The organism is Sphingobium sp. D43FB, from assembly GCF_002312805.1.
Taxonomy (GTDB): Bacteria; Pseudomonadota; Alphaproteobacteria; order Sphingomonadales; family Sphingomonadaceae; genus Sphingobium.
On the sequence record NZ_NMUA01000017.1, the window covers coordinates 66,818 to 85,932 of the forward strand.

Consider the following 19,115-nt stretch of genomic DNA (forward strand, 5'->3'; position numbering starts at 1 on the left):
CATTTCCGCCGTGGCAATGGGCAGTCGAACGCGGGTGTAGCTCAATGGTAGAGCAGCAGCTTCCCAAGCTGACGACGGGGGTTCGATTCCCCTCACCCGCTCCACGCCGACACCGTCAGGCCTGGCAAAAATCGACATCAGATCAGTACAGTCTCGGCAGGTCGCCGCCCATGTCGGGCGAAATGGACCATTTTCCTGATCACCCGTTTCCGCCCGCACGGTCTTTGACCCAGAAGCGCTAAGGAAGCATCGGCAGGTAACATACCAGTCAACAAGTGACCCCGATGTTTGAATAACATCGGCGTTTTGCGGCCTTCTCCCAAGCCTGTTTCCGGCCAAATACCCTCGTCAGAACCAATGCCCCTTCGCGGATGCGCACACGCAAAACGGGCAGCGGCACCGGCACTCTCCCCAAATCCAGAGCATAATGGATCAAGATTTAGGCGCGCTTGGATTGTCAAACATCCTCATCCCCTGAAATATCGCGGTCGAGCCAGACAGTCGATGCATGGAGTCTCGATCTTTCGGCAGGGTCATTGGGGGAATAGGGTGATGCAGGATCTTTCCAGTTACACCAGCATTCACGCGCCGGGCGACGTGTCCAAGCTGATCGACGACGCCCTTATTGGAGATGACTATCTCTCGATTGCGTCGGAATTTCGATTTCGCCGGACCCGCGACCTACTCGACGATCCCAATGCTGGACTGACCCAATGGCTGTCAGACGAAGCCGCCAACTGGGCTGCCTCCAGCGATATCCACATCATGCGCGACCGGATCGAAGCGTGGTGGACCGGTGGCGACGAGCTTGATTATTCTCCCCTCGATGAGCTGACGGGAAAGGCTAAAATCCGCCTGTCCGACAATGTTTCACCGCTCTATCAGCTAAAGCCTAATGGCGATCCGGCAAACGCCAATGACTGGACTGTGCTGGAAAACGGAAAGCATGTCATCATCGAGGCTTCGCCGGATCCCCGATCCCCGTTTTATTTCATGGCAAGCCCTTTGGGCACCGCGCCTCTCCAACCGCCAGACCTTAGTCCAAGCAGCAGCGCCATACGCAATTATGAGACTTTCTGGGCCAACATCGGCAAGATCGAGCGCGTCTATCTCGACCCCAAAGTCGCAAATTTCACGCAGATGGAACGGATCGATCTTTCGGTCAGTGCGATCATCGAACGCTATGCCGCCATAGAGGCCGAGCGCGAAATGTTGGTGAAAGCCGAGGCGCAGCTCAATCTGAATACTCCCGAGGTGCAGGGTAACCAGGTCGCCATCCTCGCGCGGCTCGACGAAGTGCGATTGATGATCACGCGCCGCGCCGCGCTTGAGCGGCTCGTCAGCGCGCTCCAGGGGCGGGCCGCAGAGAAAGGCTTCCACCTTGAGATCAAGGGCGACACTAAAAAGCAACCGCCTGACCCGGAGACCCTTACCAAAGGGCGCATCTATCAGCGGTTTCAGTTCATCCATCGCTGGGTCGAGGCGGTGCAACGCTCCAAGACCAGAGGCGGCCTATTTGGCACCAGTCGCAGGACATGGACGGAATATCATCATCTCACGAAGGAGGTCATAGGCTATCGCGAAATCCACGGCACGGACTCGCAAGTCACGCGCTATATCGAGGATAATCTTCAAAATTTTGACGTCCGCATCCTGCGGCTCACCCCGCTCGGCTATTTCACGCAGGACGATGTTGCACTCGCCGACATTCTCGACCTGTGCGAGATTGATCCGTCCTTCCGGGCGACCTGCGCCCTGCTGGTGCCGGAATATGATCAGACCCTCTTCGGCGATGACGTGGTCACCGGCTATCGCGTCATTCGCAAGCCACAGCGAGGACGGCGGCTGAGGGGTCTGCCCCACATTCATCTGGAAGAACATGTCTCCTATCGCATGCGCTGGCGCGGCTGCGAGCTTGGCGAACTTAATTCCAGCATCGCATTGATGCCTGGCGAAGAGCGCGTGATCAACATCAAGACCGTGCGCCGCTCGATGCAGGAATATGAGATTCGCTCGACCAATGTCGCGGAGATGGAAGCCAGTAGTTCCACCGACACGCTCAGCAGCGTCGAGACGGAATTTTCCCGCGAAAACAGCTCCGAGCGCACCAGTTCCTGGAGCGCGCGCGGAAAGGTAAGCGGCAATGGCTGGGGCGGCGGCGCAGATGCAAAGGGCGATTCGCGCAAGTCCGCAAGGGAATTTGCCAAGACGCTCAATCGCCTCACCAACCAGGCGGTCAACAAGATGCGCAAGGCCAGCCGCCAGGAAGTGATCTCGCGCGAACTGACGCGGGTGGAGGCTGAAAACACGATGGATTCAAACGGCCGGATCACCAATCCCAATGTCGGCCGCACGCTCAACATCAACTTCTTCAACGTCAACAACATCTATATCGTCGGTACATTTTTGAGCGACCTTGAAATTTTATACCGGTCACCCTTCGAAATGATCGACGGGACAGGCATTGAGGATGTGCGCTATTACCGTCTGAGCGAACTCGACCGCTTCTGGAGCGATTATAGCGCCGATATGCGCCGCATCGTGACCTGCGCGTTGCGGTCGGAAAATCGGGATATGATCGGTCCAAAATTGGAGCAGGCTTTAGATAAGATCAATGCGACGCTTGTGCAGAGCGTGCGCGGCGCGCTGCAGCGCACGGTTGATGAATATGATATCGCGTCAACCTCGCTCGACAAGGTCGACGCTTTCGCGTTCGGCGATGGAACCCAAAAGCTGACGGAGAACGGTGACGACACGTTCGAGGACATTGTCACGCGGATGCGGGAAACTGGCAAGGAGATCGACAACACGCTCATTACTGCACCGTCGGGGGCCATTTATGCGGACTCTGTTCTCGGCCAGGCCGAAGCGCTGGAATCCTATGCCGTCGACCTTCGTCGGCTGGAGGTCGAGCGCAGCCTCACCGCAATCCTGCGGGACCGGCACCAACTCGGCGCGCCGGATCCAGATATTCAACGGCGCATCTTCGATAATATCAGCTTCGAACGCGACGGTGCAACGCTCCGCCTGACGCTCGGCGCAACACCGCCCAGCGGCACGTGGCAATTGCTGCTCGACAGCCTGCCAGTGGCCATGCTGGAACTCACACCCGATCAGAAACGCTATGAGGTGACTATTCCCGAAGCGCTGCGTGCGCATGGCTGGCTGGATCAGGCGAACGCGATCTTGGTCTGCATCGCGGCGCCATGATCGATGACACATCATGGCTTGGCCTCGCTCGACACGACGCAATATCGCCATTCCAAACCCCTTGAGTTCGACGTCATCGTCCACCGCGAAGGACCGGGTGGATATTGGACGCTAAATTATCGCGACGAACGTCGCACGTCGATCAGCATGCATCTTATCACGTCGCTGCAAGGCTATGCCGATCAGAAATCGGGGCTGACCCCACCCGGCACCTATCTGATCGTCAAACGCAAGTACGACCCACCGAAAATATTGCAGCAAATGCTCCAACGAAAATTTCTGGAGGAACCGGCTGCTCAGGTGCATCCGGACTTGTGGTTCAAACTTGAGCGGCTGGACGAGAGGGTCGGAGATGATGCCACGCACTTCAATACAGTGCGTCGTGAACAATTGCGGCTGCATTTCGGATCGCTGAGCCTCGGCTGCATCACGCTGAAAGACGCCACGCAATATCAAGATCTCGTGAAGGCGCTCGCCGCTGCAAAGCCTGGTTGGTTCGACCCGAAGACAGGCCGCTTCTCAGACAAGAAAACGAGCAAGTCGATCGAATATTTCGGGAAAATCATCATACCCCCAAGCGGAGTACGACCCCGATGACCAACCAATCTGTCGAACACGCAATTTCCATTGCGGAGGCCTGGACCCTGAACGGATCGACCGATGCATTCGAGGATATGTTCTGGGCAGCGTCTGCCTTGAGCGACATCGTAACGATATAAAAAGGGACAAGTTAATGGACAGGAATCAACTGACTCAGTCGCTCAACCTGCGAGAGGAACTGATCGCAGTTGGTCGGCCTAATCGACCAGGAAAGCGCTTGGTGCCGTCATCGATCACGCTTCACAATCCCGGCAACACTGGCCGAACCGCCGATGCTGACCGTCACTCAAAAATGGTCCGCAACAAAGGATATCACGAAGGAAGTAACGGGGCCAAGATATGGGTGTCCTGGCATTATACCGTGGATGATCAGTGTGTTATCAAACAGCTACCCATCAATGAGATGGCCTATCACGCCAAGAAAGGTAACGGGACGAGCATCGCGATCGAGGTATGCATGAATGCCGGAATCGACCAAGCCGCCGCAAATGCCCGCGCTGCGCGGCTGGTCGCTGCCCTCCTCTATGATTTTGGCTGGGACGTGAACGCGCTCAAAACGCACAAGGATTGGACGGGTAAAAATTGCCCGCAGTTGCTCCTCTCCGATTGGGCGGCCTTCAAAAAGAACGTGGAGGCCATTAGGACATCGATCACTGCTGCTTCTTTGGGTGCCCTGAGCACGAAATCACATGATGTCACCAGCTCACGGCAAAAGAGTTCCGCAGCGCTTGGAGAACCGAGCGAAGACGATCTTTCGGTCGAGATCGATCATGATCTGATGACCGACCAGTTTCTGGACACTCTATAGAAAGCGCAAAACCATTGGCAGCTGTTTGTCTCCCTACAAACAGCTGCTGCAGGATTGTTCCCACGGCGCTTAGATTAATAAGGCGCGTCGGTATCCTTTGGCGGAATCGCGCCACGCCGTCCGATATTCCATCCCGCCAGCCGATGCCCGGCCAGCGCGGCGTCCGCCGGCGTCGCGCCGCCCAGTCGCGCGTGGAGATAGCCGCCGTTGAAGGCATCGCCCGCGCCGCTTGAATCCACGACGTCCAGCGATCGGGGAATGGGCACCACCTGCCCGTCGACCAGGCAGCCATCGCCGCCCAGCTTGACGATGATCTCCCGGCCCTCGCCCGCGCCCCAGCGGGTCGCGGCATCCTGCGCATCATCCGCCTCGCCCATCTCGACCTCGTCCGCCAGCGTCGGCAGGCCAATATCGGCCAGCGCAATCGCCCGGTCGCGCCAGTGCCGGGCGGTGGCCGCATCGTCCCACAAGCGCGCGCGGTAATTGCCGTCGAACGCCACCTTGCCGCCCCGCGCCCGCACCGCCGCGCACAGGTCCAGCAACGCCTCTCGCCCCTCATCGGGCAGGATGGCAAGCGTGATCAACGAGAAATAGAGCAGGTCCGATTGCGCCGCCGCCGCGACCATCGCCGCGCTGCCGGGCAGCACGAACATCCGCCGCGCCGCCGCTTCGCTGCGCCAATAATGGAAGCTGCGTTCGCCGCTCGCATCCGTCTCGATCGCATAGAGGCCCGGCAACCGGTCGGCAGCGCGTAGAACGAGTGACGTATCCACGCCCTCGGCTTCCCATGCCGCACACAGCTCGGCGCTCATCGGGTCGCTGCCCATCGCGCTTGCCAGCCGGACCCTGTCGCCCGACCGGGCGAGATGCACGGCGGTATTGATGACATCGCCGCCATAGCGCAGGTTCCAGCTATCGCCCGTCCCCCGGCTCAGCTCCAGCATGGCTTCGCCAATCACCGTGACCGTCACACCCTCGCCCATGCCCACATCCCGTCCAGCCAAACCCGTCTATGCCGGCGCGTGGTGGCGCAGAGCGGCCGCCCAAGTCAAGCCATCCCACCGTTCGCATCTCCGCCTTCCTACCATGTGGAACGATCGGGCTGCTTTGGCGTTTGCCTAAAGGCAAGGGGATGACGTCATGATCATGGCGTCCTGATCGGGACTATAATGAACAAGGGTCTATCCGGTTATACGGGCAACCGCTTCGAACTGCTGGTTCAGAGCGTTACCGACTATGCCATCTACATGCTGGATGCCGATGGCGTGGTGGTCAGCTGGAATGCGGGCGCGGAACGGTTCAAGGGCTATGCCGCCGACGAGATTATCGGCCAGCATTTCTCCCGCTTCTACACGCCGGAAGATCAAGCCACCGGCATTCCCGCGCTTGCCCTCTACACCGCCGACCATGACGGCCGGTTCGAAGCCGAAGGCTGGCGCGTCCGCAAGGACGGCACGCAATTTTGGGCCAATGTCGTCATCGACCCCATCCGCGATGCGCAAGATGGCCAATTGCTGGGCTTTGCCAAGGTCACCCGCGACCTGACCAAACGGCGCGCGGTGCAGGAAGCGCTCCGATCCAGCGAGGAGCGGTTTCGCCTGCTCGTCGAAAGCGTCACCGACTATGCCATCTATATGCTCGATCCAGTCGGTACGATCACCAGCTGGAACATGGGAGCGGAACGCTTCAAAGGCTATAAGGCCGAGGAAATCCTCGGCCAGAATTTCGCCCGTTTCTATTCGGAAGAGGATCGGATGGCGGGGCTGCCCTCGCGCGCGCTCCACACCGCCGAACGCGACGGCCGGTTCGAAGCTGAAGGCTGGCGCATTCGCAAGGATGGATCGCGCTTCTGGGCCAATGTCGTCATCGACTGCATTCGTGATTCCCAGGGCCAGTTGCTCGGCTTTGCCAAGGTCACCCGCGACCTGACCGAACGGCGCGAATCGCAACAGGCGCTCGACGCCGCGCGCGACGCCATCATCCAGACGCAAAAGATGGACGCGATCGGCAAGCTGACCGGCGGCGTCGCCCATGATTTCAACAATCTGCTCGCCGTCATCGTCGGCAGCCTCGACCTTGCCCGCCAACGTATGGCGAACGGAGCGGATATCAGCCGCTATCTCGATAATGCCATGGCCGCGGCCGAACGCGGCGCGACGCTGACGCAGCGGATGCTGGCCTTCGCCCGCAAACAGGAATTGAAACTGCAAAGCGTCGATCCGGTCGCGCTGGTGCTGGGCATGGCGGAACTGCTGCAAACGACGCTGGGCGGTGCGATCGACATCGAAACCCGCTTCCCGATGTCGCTTGCCAATGTCCATGCCGATCCGGCGCAGCTCGAACTCGCTATCTTGAACCTAGCGGTCAATGCGCGCGATGCCATGCCCAATGGCGGCGATATCATCATCGCGGCGCAGGGCTGGACCATCGAACAGGGCGACCGGCCAGACCTGTCGCCCGGTGCCTATGTCGAACTGTCCGTGGCCGACAATGGCGAAGGCATGGACGCCGCCACGATCGAGCGCGCCCGCGAACCCTTTTTCACGACCAAGGGCGTTGGCAAAGGCACCGGCCTTGGCCTGTCGATGGTGCATGGCTTCGTCCAGCAATGCGGCGGATCGCTCACCATCACCAGCAAACCGGGCGAAGGCACGACCGTCTCGCTCTGGCTCCCCGTATCGCAAGCCGGTCCCGCCGCCGATATCATAGCGCCCGTCGATTACAGCAATAGCCCCAGCCTCCCCCTCGTCATCCTAGCAGTGGATGATGACGAACTGGTGCTGACCAACACGGCCGGCATGTTGGAGGATCTGGGCCATACCGTGTTCCGCGCGTCGAACGCCGCCGAAGCCCTGCGGATGCTGGAGCAAGGCGATGTCGATCTGGTGGTGACCGACCATGCCATGCCGGGTATGACCGGCGCGCAACTTGCCGACAGGATCGATCAGATGCGGCCCGGATTGCCGGTCGTCATCATCACCGGTTTCGCCGAATTGCCGCCCCATGCCAGCCGCCGCCCGCGCCTCGACAAGCCGTTCCGGCAAGCCGAACTGGCACGGATCGTCGCCACCGCCGGACATGCCGCCGCTGCCGCGCGTACGGCCCTCATCCTGCCGCCGGTCGACGGCGAATAGCGGGGCAGCCAGGGATCAACCGACCGTCATCATCGCCCAAACATCGGAAAATTGCGCGATTTTGGTCGCTCCGCCCTTGCAAGCAGGGGCGAGTTCGCCAAAGGGAGTGACAAACACCCCACCTTCTCCTCCGGCCAGCAGGACTGCATGGACACGCCCACCGCCCTGACCCCGACCTCGCATTTCTTCACCTCGCTCCGCACCCGGCTCCACTATCTCGATTGGGGCAATAGCGCCGCGCCGGTGCTGATCCTGGTCCATGGCGGCTTCGATCATGGGCGCAGCTGGGACTGGACGGCGCGCGCGCTGGCGAAGGATTATCATGTCATCGCGCCGGACCTGCGCGGCCATGGCGACAGCGCCTGGTCGCCCGACGGCTCCTATATGATGGCCAATTATCTCTATGATCTGGCCCAGTTGGTCGACCTGCTCGACCGCCCGCCCGTCACCATCGTCGGCCATTCGCTCGGCGGGTCGATCGCCTTGCGTTACGCTGGCCTGTTCCCCGACAAGGTGCAGCGCATCGTCGCCCTCGAAGGGCTTGGCCTGTCACCTGACCGGTTGAAGGAAAAGGCCGAGGAAGCATCGCTCGACGTCTGGCGGCAATGGATCGACACGCGCCGCGCCAATGCCCGCCGCACGCCCAGGCGCTATGCCACGATCGAGGCCGCGATAGGTCGCATGCGCGAACGTAACGAGCATCTTTCCGTCGAACAGGCGCTGCACCTCACCATTCACGGCGTCAACCGCAATGAGGATGGCAGCTTCAGCTGGAAGTTCGACCCCTATCTCAGCAGCGCCGCGCCACAGGCCGGCTCAGACGCCGATCTGCCTGACTTCTGGTCGCGCATCACTTGCCCGACCCTGCTGTGCCTGGGGCAGGATAGCTGGGCCTCAAACCCGGCAAAGGACGGCCGCATGGCGCATTTCGCCGATGCGCGTCTGGTCGAATTTCCTGACGCTGGCCACTGGCTGCATCACGACCAGTTCGACCGCTTCATCGCCGAGCTACGCGCCTTCCTATGAGGTGAAACCGTCGATCGCCGACCGATATTGCGCCTTCAACTGTGCGATGAAGTCGGCGGCGGGCTGTACCTGGTCGATCGCGCCGATCCCTTGGCCACATCCCCACACGTCGCGCCACGCCTTCTTGTCGCCGCCGGTCATGCTGGCAAAGTCCATCTCCGTCGCCTTGGGCAGATTGTCGGGGTCCATGCCCGACGCGACGATGCTGGGGCGCAGATAATTGCCATGGACGCCGGTGAATACGTCGGAATAGACGATGTCGCCCGCGCTGCTGTCGACGATCATCTGCTTGTAGGCACCATCCGCATTGGCCTCGGTCGTGGCGATGAAGGGCGACCCCATATAGCCAAGGTCAGCCCCCATCATCCGTGCCGCAGCGATCGCGCGCCCCGTCGCGATCGACCCTGACAGCGCCAGCGGCCCGTCGAACCAGGCCCGGATTTCCTGCACCAGCGCAAAGGGTGACAATGTACCCGCATGGCCCCCTGCCCCGGCCGCAACCGCGATCAGGCCATCGGCCCCCTTCTCGATCGCCTTCCTGGCGAACCTGTCGTTGATGACGTCGTGCAACACGATGCCGCCATAGCTATGCACCGCCGCATTCACCCGCTCCTGCGCACCCAGCGACGTGATGATGATCGGCACCTGATATTTGACACACAGGTCCAGATCCTCGTCCAACCGGCTGTTGCTCTTATGGACGATCAGATTGACCGCGAACGGCGCATCCGCCGCCGTCAATTCCGTGCCCAGTCGTTGCAGCCATTGTTCGAACATGCCCGACGGCCGGGCGTTGAGCGACGGAAAAGCACCGACAATCCCCGCACGACATTGGGCGATCACCAGTTCGGGCTGCGAAATGATGAACATCGGCGATCCGATCAGCGGCAGCGACAAGCGGCCTTCGAGCGCAGACGGCAGGGACATGGGCGGACTTTCCTCTCTCTTTTGCCCTACCGCGCTATCATCGCGCAGCGTCGCGAAAAAGAGCAAAAGGAACTGTGTTGATGACATAATACAGTTGTGGTAGCTTCGTGCGGTCGAAACCGACAGGAGAGCTGGACGATGTATAGCGAAGGCGACTTGCAGGATGCCGTTACGGCGGGCGTCCTGTCACCGCAGGCCGCACAGGCGCTGCGCGATCATGTCGCACAACTGCGCGCCAGCCCCGTGGTCGATGAAGAAAGTTTCCGCCTCCTGACCGGCTTCAACGACATCTTCGTCGCCATCGCCGGCATCATCCTGCTCGTCGCGGTCGGCTGGCTCGGCAACAGCGTGCGACTCGGCGCGGCGGAACATCATCCCTCCTTCATGTCGGGCGCGCTGGTCGCGGCGGTCAGTTGGGGTCTGGCGGAATATTTCACCCGGCAACGGCGCATGGCACTGCCCTCCATTCTGCTGCTCGCGGGCTTTGTCGGCGGTGTCGCCTTCGCGCTGGGCGCATTGGCGGCGCAGGTCTTTCCCGACGTCGGCGATCGTGTAGCTTCGCTGATCATATCGGGCGTCGCGGCCTTCAGCGCGCTGGCCGCTTGGATACACTGGCGGCGCTTCATGGTGCCGATCACGGTCGCGGCGGGCGCGGCCGCCGCCGCTGGCGTCGTCGGCGGCCTCGTCCTTGCCGCCTTCCCCGGCGATATCCGGCTGGCCTATCTGCTGCTGCTGGCCGGTGGCCTTGCCATTTTCGCGCTCGCCATGCGCTGGGACATGAGCGATCGAACCCGCACCACGCGCCGCGCCGATGTCGCCTTCTGGCTGCACCTGACCGCCGCACCGATGATCGCCCATTCGCTGTTCAACCTGCTCGGCGTGTTCCGGGGCGACGACATCAGCATCGGCAAGGCGCTCGTCGTGATCCTGCTCTACATTGCCTTCGGCCTGGTCGGCCTCGCGATCGACCGACGCGCGCTTCTCGTGTCGAGCCTCGCTTATGTCCTCTTCGCCCTCTACGCCCTGTTCAAGCAGGCGGGCGCGGTTGAACTATCAGCCGCCTTCACCGCGCTGGTAATCGGTTCGTCACTGCTGCTACTCTCGGCGCTCTGGCACCATGCCCGCATGCTGGTGGTGGGCACCTTGCCGCCATCCCTCACCAACCGCCTCCCCTACGCTTGATCCACCCCCTCCCGCCAGCGGGAGGGGCAGCGAGACTTAAGCGCGAAGCGCGTTAGTCGCAGCGGGGTGGGCCAACTTGGCTTACCCCTCCACAACCCGCATCAATTTCCGCTCCACCGGGGCCAGCACATTCTGCAGATCCTGCCCGCGCTTGAGGATCTGGCCGCCCTCCCCCACCAGCACCCACATACCCTGCCGATGGCGCAGCGCAGGACGCTTCTCGATCCGATATTCAGGGCGCTCGGCGGTGCGGCGAAAGGCGCTGAAGATCGCGGCCTCGCGCCCCATGTCCATCGCATAGTCGCGCCAGTGCCCGGCGGCGACCATCCGACCATAAAGATCCATGATCCGCTGCAACTCCAGCCGTTCGAACCCCACCTGGCGCTCGCCCGGCCCCGTTCCTGAATGGGGAAACGGCGTCACATTGCTCATCAGGCCCGGTCACGCTCCTGAAACAGGGTGGCGTCATCGGGCAGCGAAGGCCGCTGCTTTTCGACCATCAATTCGGCCAGCCGCTTCTGCAACTGCTCGACCTCGCACTGCAGCAGTTCCAGCTTCTGCTTTTCGGGATCGAAACAGTCCGAACAGGGCGTGCCATAGGGCATGAAATCGCGCTGATAGGCGGTGACGTCGACCAGCATCGCCCGCGCAGGAATGCCGACCATGGTCGCACCTTCGGCCACATCCTTCGTCACCACGGCATTGGCACCCACGCGCGCACGCGCGCCGACCGTCACTGGCCCCAACACCTGCGCACCCGATCCGATGATCACGCCGTCGCACAGGGTCGGGTGCCGCTTGCCCGCAATCCCGTTCGCCGGGTCGGTCCCGCCCAACGTCACATTCTGGTAAAGCGTCACATCGTCGCCAATCTCCGCCGTCTCGCCGATCACGGTAAAGCCATGGTCGATGAAGAAGCGCTTGCCGATCTTCGCGCCGGGATGAATGTCGTTCCCGGTCAGGAAACGCGACAGATGGTTGACCAGGCGCGCCAGGAAATAGAGCCGCGCGCGATAGAGCCGATGCGCGATGCGATGATAGCCGAGCGACCAGACGCCCGGATAAAGCAGGATTTCCGCGCGGGAGCGGGGCGCAGGATCGCGGCTTTTCACCGAATCCAGATAGGAAATGAGATTGCGCAACATGAACGCGCCCCTGCCTGACAAAAACTGAACCTGTCGGCCGATATAGAGAAGCGGGACCATTATTTCCAGTGACGCCGCAAAGAGCCGGTATCCGCCCGCAAACGCAACCTTGCTTTACAAGGAACGATATGCCTATCATCTAAGTAGACAAAAGCGCCAAAGGGAAATGGATGATCGACGCCTTCATCGCCAATTTCGGCGACATATTGCCCTTCATCCTGATCGGCTTCGGCGCGCAGATGATCGATGGCGCGCTCGGCATGGCCTATGGCGTGATCTCCAGCACCTTGCTGCTAGCGCTTGGCGTGCCCCCTAGCCGTGCCTCGGCCAGCGTCCACGCCGCCGAAACCTTCACCACCGGCGTCTCGGCGATCAGCCATATTCTGCACAAGAATGTCGACTGGCGATTGTTCGCTCGCCTCATCATCCCCGGCGTCATTGGCGGCGTCGCAGGTGCCTATCTCCTCTCCAATATCGACGGGGCCATCATCAAGCCGTTCGTCCAAGTCTATCTCGCCTCGATCGGCGTCTACCTCATCTGGCGCGGCTTCCATTTGCCGCCCAAGGCGCGCGATCCCAAATGGGTGGCCCCGCTGGGTCTGGTCGGCGGCTTCATGGATGCGACCGGCGGTGGCGGCTGGGGGCCGGTCGTGACCTCCAACCTGCTGTTGCAGGGGGCCAGCCCGCGCCACACCATCGGCACGGTGAACAGCGTCGAATTCATCCTCACCCTCTCGATCAGCATCACCTTCCTGTTCCATCTCGGCTGGGAAACCTTCACCACCTATACGGTCGGATTGCTGATCGGCGGCGTGGTCGCGGCCCCCTTTGGCGCGATCCTTGCCAGCCGCGTGGCCCCCCGCGTCCTGTTCACGGCGGTCGGCATCATCCTCACGCTGACGTCGCTGTTCGGCGTCGCCAAATGGCTTGGATTTATCGGCTAAGGAACTTATATTCGGCTTTCTGATCGAGGAAGCCGATAAATGTCCAGTTACCTGCCCACCCTCAAACAGCTGCAATATCTTGTCGCGCTCAAGGAACAGGGGCATTTCGGCAAGGCGGCCGAAAGCTGCTACGTCACCCAATCCACCCTGTCGGCGGGTATCCGCGAACTGGAATCGCTGGTCGGGGTAACGCTGGTCGAACGCACCCGCCGCGTCGTCCGCTTCACGGCGCTCGGCGATCGCATCGTCGCCAAAGCCCATCGCGTGTTGCGCGAGGCGGAGGAACTGGCTGCCATCGCCGAAGCATCCGGCAAGCCGCTCACCGGCGAATTGCGCATGAGCGTCATCCCGACCATCGCCCCTTTCCTGCTGCCGCGCATGCTCCCCCGCCTGCGCGCCGACCGGCCCGAACTCAAACTCTATCTGCGGGAGGAAACCACCCAGGCAGGCGTCGAATCGCTGCGCCATGGCAATGTCGATTGCGTGCTGATGGCCTTGCCCTTCCCAATCGGCGAACTGGACAGCGAAATCCTGTTCCAGGACCGGCTCTTCGTCGCCTTCCCGCATGACGAGCCGGTCGACCTGCCCGAATGGATCGGTCCGAACATGATCGATGAGAGCAAATTATTGCTCCTGGAGGATGGCCATTGCCTCAAGGATCATGCACTCGCCGCCTGCAACCGCCCAGAACTGCGCGCCAGTGCGACGATGATGGGCACCTCGCTCCACACGCTCATCCAGATGGTCGATAATGGCCTGGGCGTAACGATGATCCCCGAAATGGCGATCGCGGCAGGCATATTGGAACATACGCGCATCGCCGCCCGCCCGCTCAAATCCGAACGCGCTTGGCGCGACATCGCCCTCGTCTGGCGCAAGAACAGCCCGCGCGAGAAGGAATTTCACCTGCTTTCCGAAATCCTGCGTGACGCCGCCGCGCTCAACTGCCGCCTGCCCGAAGCCGCCTAGCTGTCCCAGCCCTGCGCTTTGACCGCATCCTCGTCGCGCGCCGCCACCCACTGAGTCGCGCCGCCCGCAAAATGCTCCTTCTTCCAGAAGGGCGCATCCGACTTCATCCAGTCGATCAGGAAGGCACAGCTTTCGAGCGCCGCCGTGCGATGGCGCGACGCCGTGCCGACGAACACGATCCGCGCGCCCGGCTCCAGCCGCCCGAAGCGATGGATGACGCTCACGCCCAGCAGCGGCCAGCGCCCCATAGCCTCATCAACGATCCGCCCGACCTGGGCCTGCGTCATCGCCGGATACTGTTCCAGTTCCAGCGCCACCAGCCCGTTGCCGCCGCGTACCACGCCGGTAAAGCTCGCCACACCGCCGCCGCCCAAGGCTTCAAGCGCCGCCAGCTCACCGCCGACATCGAAATCCTCCGCCTGGATCGCGACCCGCTTCATCCGCCGGTCACGGGCGGAAACAGCGCCACTTCCTTCGCCTCGCCGATCAAACTGTCCATCGGCACGAACCGCTGATCGACCGCCGCGCGCAACCGTGCGGTATCGCCCAGCGCCTCGGCATAGCCGCCACCCCGCGCCGCCAGCATCGCCACCAGATCTGCCACCGTTCTGCCCGGATCAAGCCGCTCGACCTGTTCCTCGTCCCGGCCAATGGCCTCGCGCACCCAGGCGAAATAGACGATCGACAGCATCGCCATCGCTTCAGTCCATATGCCGGATGCCGACGCGCAGATAATCCCAGCCCGTGATCAGCGTCAGGATGGCGGCGGCCCACAGGGTCACGATGCCCACGGTCTGCACGAACAGCAAATGCGGCACCGCCCCCGCCAGGATCAAAGCGCCCAATGCCACGATCTGGCACGTCGTCTTCCACTTGGCCAATCGCGAGACCGGCATCGACACCTGCAACCCGGCCAGAAATTCGCGCAGGCCCGACACCGCAATCTCACGCAACAGGATGACCATGGCCGCGATGATGTGCGGCCCGGCAATATCGCGCGTCGCCGCCAGCATTAAAATGACCGCGCCAACCATGATCTTGTCGGCGATGGGATCGAGGAAGACGCCGAGCTTCGACACCGTCCCCTGCGCCCGCGCCAGATAGCCGTCGAAATAATCGGTCACGCCCATCAGGCAATACAGACCGAAAGCCAGCGCATAGCCAGTGGTCCAGCGCGCGCCCATCTCCGCAGGCCAAAGCAGCGCGACGAGCAACGGCACCGTGACGATACGCGAAAGCGTGAGCAGATTAGGCAGCGTCAGCATAGCCGCCGCCTGCCACAGTCGGGCGCGGCGCACAAGCCAGACAGCATATCGACCTCCATACAAGGGGCATTGGACAGGGACGCCGCCAACGGCTAGACCCCGCCCCGGTCGCTAACGGGAAAGAAGACGCCCCTATCCATGCAAGCCTCTCTCAGGCTCTTGAACAAGCGCCGATTCCTGCCGCTGTTCGTCACCCAGCTGCTCGGCGCGTTCAACGACAATCTGTTCAAGAACGCGATGGTGCTGTTCGTCGTGTACCAAGTCTATAATGACGAGCGTTCCGAAACCTGGTTCAGCGCGCTGGCGACCGGCCTGTTCATCCTGCCCTTCTTCCTGCTGTCCGCTTTATCGGGACAACTCGCCGATCAACGCGACAAGGCGCTCATCATCCGCTGGGTAAAGGCGGCCGAAATCCTGATCATGCTGGTCGGCGCGGTCGGCCTCGGCCTCATTTGGAGCGGCATCGGCGTCCATACGATCGCCATCCCGCTGCTGCTCGCCGCGCTGTTCGCCATGGGCATCCACTCGACCTTCTTCGGCCCGATCAAATATGCGATCCTGCCCCAGCATCTCCATGATGAAGAAGTGCTGGGCGGCACCGGCCTGGTCGAGGCAGGCACCTATATCGCGATTCTGGCCGGCACGATCCTGGCGGGAATCATCCCGATCGAGGCGGCGGCGGTGTGCATCATCATCACCGCGCTGGTCGGCTATGTCGCCGGGCGTCAGGTGCCACCGGCCCCGTCGCTCCTTTCCGCACAGCCGATCGACTATCACATCATCCGCTCGTCGGTCGCGCTGGTCCGCGGGACGATGCATATCCGTCGGCTGTTTCTGGCGATCATGTCGATCAGCCTGTTCTGGGCGGTCGGGTCGATCCTGTTCATCCAGTTTCCCCCCTTGGTCAAAAATGTCCTGACCGCCGAAAAGGCCGTCGCCAGCCTGTTCCTCGCCATTTTCTCGATCGGCATCGCCATCGGCTCGGTCGCGATCAACCGGCTGCTGCGTGGTCATGTGTCGGCCAAATATGCCCCCGCCTCCGTGATCGGCATGGGCCTGTGCATCGTCGCCTTCCATTTCGTCTGCGCCATCTGGCCGCCTGCGCCCGAAGGACAGATGATCTCGCTGCAGGGCTTCATCGCCCATCCGCTCGCCATACCGCTTTCGCTCTGCCTGCTGGGCGTCTCGACCTTCGGCGGCATGTTCGTCGTGCCCCTCTATGCCTTCCTGACCACCACCGTCGAAAAATGCGAAGCCGCTCGCACCGTGGCGGCGAACAATATCGTCAATTCGGGGGCAATGGTGGTGGGATCGCTCTGCGCGATCGGCCTCAGCATCGCTGGCATGTCGGTGGTGATGCAATTGCTGCTGGTGGCGTTCCTCACCCTGCCCTGTGCGGCGATGGCGTGGAAACTGCACAAGGCCTGCGACGGCCCGCTGTGCCATTGAAGCAGGCGACGCCCCGGCACCGACCGGGGTCCAGCACCGCCCTGGCTTTCAGGGCTTCAGGAAATGAAGCTGTAGAAAGCGGTGAAGAAGGCGCAGAAGCTCAGGCCAAACAGCTTCCAGTCGCTATCGTCGTCCACCGTCCGCGCTTTGCTCTTGGGCATCTTGTCCATGACGCGCAGCACATGGGCGGGGAGGCTCTGGCGAAAGGGGTGCCGGGCCGATTCTGTGGTGAGGACGAGGGTTCGATTTCGCATGATGTTGGGTTAACGCATTATTTACCATTTGTGCCATCGCTTATGATGGCCAATTTGCGCCTGTCCCGCTGCGGGACAGGCTTGACTGTATCATCCGAATAACACAGCATGGCCGCACCGATGACTGAGTCCGCCTCCGCCGAACCGCCAGCGCCGCCCCGCGAATTCGGTGCCGGGCCGCCCAGCGCCTTTGCGCCGCCCACGCCATGGCGGCGGCGACTGCAGATATTGGGCTGGATCATGGCGGCGGGCCTCGCCTTGCTCATGATTGCCATCGCGTGGCTCGCTATCACCGCGCCGCTGTCGCAATCGCTCAAGCCCATCGCCCCGCCCAGCCTCAGCCTGATGTCGGCCGATGGCCACCTTATCGCCCGGCGCGGCGCGGTCATCGATACGCCGGTGACGATGGCGGACCTCCCCGCCCATGTGCCCCAGGCGTTCATGGCGATCGAGGATCGCCGCTTCGCCAGCCATTGGGGCATCGACCCGCGCGGCATCGCGCGCGCGGCCTGGCATAATCTCTGGTCGGATGGCTCGTCTCAGGGCGGCAGCACCATCACCCAGCAACTCGCCAAGGGCGTGTTCCTGTCGAGCGACCGCACCATGGGGCGCAAGGCGCGCGAAGCGATGATTGCGCTCTGGCTGGAGGCCTGGTTGACCAAGGACCAGATCATGGAACGCTATCTGTCGAACGTCTATTTCGGCGATAATGTCTATGGCCTGCGCGCCGCCGCCCGTCATTATTTCAACCGTTCGCCAGACCGCCTCACCATTCCGCAGGCCGCAATGCTGGCGGGCCTGCTCAAAGCCCCCTCACGGCTCGCGCCGACCAGCAATCTCAAGGGCGCGCGGGCGCGCGCTGCGCTGGTGACGCAGGCGATGGTCGATGCGGGCTATCTGACCCAGGCAGAGCGCAACGCCCTGCCGCCTGCCCGCCTCAACGTTCATGATGTGCCCGACGCCACCACCGGCACCTATTTCGCCGACTGGGTGCTGCCGCAGGCGCGCGACCGTGCGGGCGCGGTCTATGGCGAGCAAAAGATCGAAACGACGCTCGACTGGCGCATTCAGCGCCTCGCCGAAGCCGCCGTCCGCCGTGCGCCGCTGGGCGGCGCGCAGGCCGCGCTCGTCGCGATGAAGCCCGACGGCAGCGTCGTCGCCATGGTCGGCGGCAAGAATTACGGCAAGAGCAGCTTCAACCGCGCGGTGCAGGCCAAGCGCCAGCCCGGATCGACCTTCAAGCTGTTCGTCTATCTCGCCGCCTTCCGCGCGGGCATGACACCCGAAGACATGATCGACGACACGCCGATCACCACCGGCAGCTATCGTCCGGCCAATCATGGCGGCAAATATCGCGGCCGCATCAGCCTGCGTCAGGCCTTCGCCGCGTCGAGCAATGTCGCCGCCATTCGCCTCACGCAAAAGGTCGGCGTCGATGCCGTGATCAAGGTCGCGCGCGACCTGGGCATCACCGCGCCTTTGACCGAGGATTTGAGCCTCGCGCTCGGTACGTCGGAAATTCCGCTGATCGAACTGGCCGAGGCCTATGCGGCGGTCGCGGCCGGGGCTTATCCCGTCCTCGCCCATGGCCTGCCGCCCGAAGAACGGGGCTGGTTCGAACGGCTGATGGAGCGCCAACGCTCTTTCGATGACGACGAACTGGCGATGATCCGCGACCTCCTCTCCTCCGCCGCCAATCGCGGCACGGGCAGCGCAGCCGCCCTGCGCACCAGCACCTTTGGCAAGACCGGCACGACGCAGGACAGCCGCGACGCCATTTTCGTGGGCTATGCGGGCGGCCTCGTTACCGCTGTCTGGGTCGGCAATGACGATAACAAGCCGCTCCCCGGCGGCGCAGCAGGCGGCGGCATGCCCGCGCGCATCTGGCGCAACTTCATGAGCGGCGCGATCAACGAACCGGTCGCGGACGCGCCCGAAGAAACCCAGGACGCCGACCTCGTCAACGCCATCGCCAACATCACGGTGGAAACCGGCATCGGCAATGTCGGCGTGGGCGTCGATGAGGACGGGATGACCGTCAATATAGGCGGCAGTCAGATCCGCCTGCCTATCGACGAACCCGCCGCACCGGCCGGCATCCCGCCTCCGCGCATCGCCCCAACCCAGCCGCCGGAGGAAGTCGACGGCGCGCCCTGATCCTCGGCCTTTCGATGGAACTGCGGAACAAAAGAAGCGGCAATG

At 62.4% G+C, this 19,115-nt stretch carries 18 protein-coding genes and 1 tRNA gene; 11 read left to right on the plus strand and 8 right to left on the minus strand.

Going from position 1 to position 19,115, the window contains the following annotated elements; all coding sequences use genetic code 11:
- The first annotated feature begins 30 nt into the window (after positions 1-30).
- From SxD43FB_RS15040 to SxD43FB_RS15055, 4 genes are all read left to right on the plus strand, one after another.
- Positions 31-104: transfer RNA gene (locus SxD43FB_RS15040), tRNA-Gly, on the plus strand.
- Between the two features lie 448 nt (positions 105-552).
- Entirely contained in the window at positions 553-3,210 is a 2,658-nt protein-coding gene (locus SxD43FB_RS15045; protein WP_096062902.1) for a hypothetical protein, read from the plus strand.
- Positions 3,211-3,228: 18 nt separating this feature from the next.
- The gene (locus SxD43FB_RS15050; RefSeq protein WP_176482797.1) at positions 3,229-3,807 is read left to right on the plus strand and encodes a tlde1 domain-containing protein; all 579 of its coding nucleotides are present in this window, start codon (positions 3,229-3,231) and stop codon (positions 3,805-3,807) included.
- A gap of 136 nt (positions 3,808-3,943) precedes the next feature.
- On the plus strand, positions 3,944-4,618 hold the full coding sequence (locus SxD43FB_RS15055; protein ID WP_096062904.1) for an N-acetylmuramoyl-L-alanine amidase: 675 nt from the start codon (positions 3,944-3,946) through the stop codon (positions 4,616-4,618).
- Between the two features lie 74 nt (positions 4,619-4,692).
- Here SxD43FB_RS15055 and SxD43FB_RS15060 read toward each other — a convergent pair whose 3' ends face one another.
- Positions 4,693-5,601, minus strand: coding sequence for a sugar kinase (locus SxD43FB_RS15060; RefSeq protein ID WP_096062905.1), 909 nt, complete (start codon positions 5,599-5,601; stop codon positions 4,693-4,695).
- Between the two features lie 186 nt (positions 5,602-5,787).
- On the opposite strand from SxD43FB_RS15060, the gene SxD43FB_RS15065 reads away from it, so the two are divergent.
- Together SxD43FB_RS15065 and SxD43FB_RS15070 are read left to right on the plus strand one after the other, a co-directional pair.
- The gene (locus tag SxD43FB_RS15065) at positions 5,788-7,752 is read left to right on the plus strand and encodes a PAS domain-containing sensor histidine kinase (RefSeq protein ID WP_096062906.1); all 1,965 of its coding nucleotides are present in this window, start codon (positions 5,788-5,790) and stop codon (positions 7,750-7,752) included.
- Positions 7,753-7,899: 147 nt separating this feature from the next.
- The gene (locus SxD43FB_RS15070; RefSeq protein ID WP_069066598.1) at positions 7,900-8,778 is read left to right on the plus strand and encodes an alpha/beta hydrolase; all 879 of its coding nucleotides are present in this window, start codon (positions 7,900-7,902) and stop codon (positions 8,776-8,778) included.
- Here SxD43FB_RS15070 and SxD43FB_RS15075 read toward each other — a convergent pair.
- Complete coding sequence (locus SxD43FB_RS15075) at positions 8,773-9,705, minus strand: nitronate monooxygenase family protein (protein WP_096062928.1); 933 nt, start codon at positions 9,703-9,705, stop codon at positions 8,773-8,775. The genes SxD43FB_RS15070 and SxD43FB_RS15075 overlap by 6 nt on opposite strands.
- A 138-nt stretch (positions 9,706-9,843) precedes the next feature.
- Between SxD43FB_RS15075 and SxD43FB_RS15080 the strand changes: the two genes are divergently transcribed.
- The gene (locus SxD43FB_RS15080; protein WP_096062907.1) at positions 9,844-10,887 is read left to right on the plus strand and encodes a hypothetical protein; all 1,044 of its coding nucleotides are present in this window, start codon (positions 9,844-9,846) and stop codon (positions 10,885-10,887) included.
- 81 nt (positions 10,888-10,968) lie between these two features.
- Here SxD43FB_RS15080 and SxD43FB_RS15085 read toward each other — a convergent pair whose 3' ends face one another.
- Both SxD43FB_RS15085 and epsC read right to left on the minus strand, forming a co-directional pair.
- On the minus strand, positions 10,969-11,319 hold the full coding sequence (locus SxD43FB_RS15085) for a DUF2794 domain-containing protein (protein ID WP_069066595.1): 351 nt from the start codon (positions 11,317-11,319) through the stop codon (positions 10,969-10,971).
- Positions 11,319-12,032 carry a serine O-acetyltransferase EpsC gene (gene epsC, locus SxD43FB_RS15090; RefSeq protein ID WP_096062929.1) on the minus strand — a complete coding sequence of 238 codons (714 nt, stop codon included), beginning with the start codon at positions 12,030-12,032 and terminating at the stop codon, positions 11,319-11,321. The genes SxD43FB_RS15085 and epsC overlap by 1 nt, the downstream gene beginning before the upstream one ends.
- 170 nt (positions 12,033-12,202) lie before the next feature.
- On the opposite strand from epsC, the gene SxD43FB_RS15095 reads away from it, so the two are divergent.
- Both SxD43FB_RS15095 and SxD43FB_RS15100 read left to right on the plus strand, forming a co-directional pair.
- Positions 12,203-12,976 carry a sulfite exporter TauE/SafE family protein gene (locus SxD43FB_RS15095; protein ID WP_096062908.1) on the plus strand — a complete coding sequence of 258 codons (774 nt, stop codon included), beginning with the start codon at positions 12,203-12,205 and terminating at the stop codon, positions 12,974-12,976.
- Positions 12,977-13,015: 39 nt separating this feature from the next.
- Entirely contained in the window at positions 13,016-13,945 is a 930-nt protein-coding gene (locus SxD43FB_RS15100; RefSeq protein WP_037476606.1) for a hydrogen peroxide-inducible genes activator, read from the plus strand.
- On the opposite strand, the gene SxD43FB_RS15105 is transcribed toward SxD43FB_RS15100, so the two are convergent.
- The 3 genes from SxD43FB_RS15105 to pgsA are packed head-to-tail and all read right to left on the minus strand — an operon-like array spanning position 13,942 to position 15,210.
- The gene (locus SxD43FB_RS15105) at positions 13,942-14,385 is read right to left on the minus strand and encodes a molybdenum cofactor biosynthesis protein MoaE (protein WP_096062909.1); all 444 of its coding nucleotides are present in this window, start codon (positions 14,383-14,385) and stop codon (positions 13,942-13,944) included. The two genes, SxD43FB_RS15100 and SxD43FB_RS15105, sit on opposite strands and share 4 nt — an antisense overlap.
- Positions 14,382-14,636, minus strand: a complete 255-nt coding sequence (moaD, locus tag SxD43FB_RS15110; RefSeq protein ID WP_096062930.1) for a molybdopterin converting factor subunit 1 — start codon at positions 14,634-14,636, stop codon at positions 14,382-14,384. Before moaD ends, SxD43FB_RS15105 begins: the two co-directional genes overlap by 4 nt.
- 10 nt (positions 14,637-14,646) lie before the next feature.
- Positions 14,647-15,210, minus strand: a complete 564-nt coding sequence (gene pgsA, locus SxD43FB_RS15115; protein WP_096062910.1) for a CDP-diacylglycerol--glycerol-3-phosphate 3-phosphatidyltransferase — start codon at positions 15,208-15,210, stop codon at positions 14,647-14,649.
- A 138-nt stretch (positions 15,211-15,348) separates the two neighbouring features.
- Between pgsA and SxD43FB_RS15120 the strand changes: the two genes are divergently transcribed.
- On the plus strand, positions 15,349-16,659 hold the full coding sequence (locus SxD43FB_RS15120) for an MFS transporter (protein WP_096062911.1): 1,311 nt from the start codon (positions 15,349-15,351) through the stop codon (positions 16,657-16,659).
- 56 nt (positions 16,660-16,715) lie between these two features.
- Here the strand turns inward: SxD43FB_RS15120 and SxD43FB_RS15125 are convergent, their stop codons facing one another.
- On the minus strand, positions 16,716-16,913 hold the full coding sequence (locus tag SxD43FB_RS15125; protein ID WP_037476610.1) for a hypothetical protein: 198 nt from the start codon (positions 16,911-16,913) through the stop codon (positions 16,716-16,718).
- A 108-nt stretch (positions 16,914-17,021) separates the two neighbouring features.
- Between SxD43FB_RS15125 and SxD43FB_RS15130 the strand changes: the two genes are divergently transcribed.
- Positions 17,022-19,070 (plus strand): PBP1A family penicillin-binding protein, encoded by a 2,049-nt coding sequence (locus SxD43FB_RS15130; RefSeq protein WP_096062912.1) that lies wholly within the window; start codon positions 17,022-17,024, stop codon positions 19,068-19,070.
- The last annotated feature ends 45 nt before the right edge of the window (positions 19,071-19,115 follow it).

Bases quoted from the DNA above. Each gene is read 5' to 3' on its own strand.
- SxD43FB_RS15120 (WP_096062911.1), top strand. From the start codon at position 15,349: ATGCAAGCCTCTCTCAGGCTCTTGAACAAGCGCCGATTCCTGCCGCTG.
- SxD43FB_RS15130 (WP_096062912.1), top strand. From the start codon at position 17,022: ATGGCCGCACCGATGACTGAGTCCGCCTCCGCCGAACCGCCAGCGCCG.
- SxD43FB_RS15070 (WP_069066598.1), top strand. From the start codon at position 7,900: ATGGACACGCCCACCGCCCTGACCCCGACCTCGCATTTCTTCACCTCG.
- SxD43FB_RS15075 (WP_096062928.1), bottom strand. From the start codon at position 9,705: ATGTCCCTGCCGTCTGCGCTCGAAGGCCGCTTGTCGCTGCCGCTGATC.
- SxD43FB_RS15095 (WP_096062908.1), top strand. From the start codon at position 12,203: ATGATCGACGCCTTCATCGCCAATTTCGGCGACATATTGCCCTTCATC.
- moaD (WP_096062930.1), bottom strand. From the start codon at position 14,636: ATGCTGTCGATCGTCTATTTCGCCTGGGTGCGCGAGGCCATTGGCCGG.
- SxD43FB_RS15105 (WP_096062909.1), bottom strand. From the start codon at position 14,385: ATGAAGCGGGTCGCGATCCAGGCGGAGGATTTCGATGTCGGCGGTGAG.
- SxD43FB_RS15085 (WP_069066595.1), bottom strand. From the start codon at position 11,319: ATGAGCAATGTGACGCCGTTTCCCCATTCAGGAACGGGGCCGGGCGAG.
- SxD43FB_RS15080 (WP_096062907.1), top strand. From the start codon at position 9,844: ATGTATAGCGAAGGCGACTTGCAGGATGCCGTTACGGCGGGCGTCCTG.
- SxD43FB_RS15125 (WP_037476610.1), bottom strand. From the start codon at position 16,913: ATGCGAAATCGAACCCTCGTCCTCACCACAGAATCGGCCCGGCACCCC.
- pgsA (WP_096062910.1), bottom strand. From the start codon at position 15,210: ATGCTGACGCTGCCTAATCTGCTCACGCTTTCGCGTATCGTCACGGTG.
- SxD43FB_RS15060 (WP_096062905.1), bottom strand. From the start codon at position 5,601: ATGGGCGAGGGTGTGACGGTCACGGTGATTGGCGAAGCCATGCTGGAG.
- SxD43FB_RS15055 (WP_096062904.1), top strand. From the start codon at position 3,944: ATGGACAGGAATCAACTGACTCAGTCGCTCAACCTGCGAGAGGAACTG.
- SxD43FB_RS15065 (WP_096062906.1), top strand. From the start codon at position 5,788: ATGAACAAGGGTCTATCCGGTTATACGGGCAACCGCTTCGAACTGCTG.
- SxD43FB_RS15100 (WP_037476606.1), top strand. From the start codon at position 13,016: ATGTCCAGTTACCTGCCCACCCTCAAACAGCTGCAATATCTTGTCGCG.
- epsC (WP_096062929.1), bottom strand. From the start codon at position 12,032: ATGTTGCGCAATCTCATTTCCTATCTGGATTCGGTGAAAAGCCGCGAT.
- SxD43FB_RS15045 (WP_096062902.1), top strand. From the start codon at position 553: ATGCAGGATCTTTCCAGTTACACCAGCATTCACGCGCCGGGCGACGTG.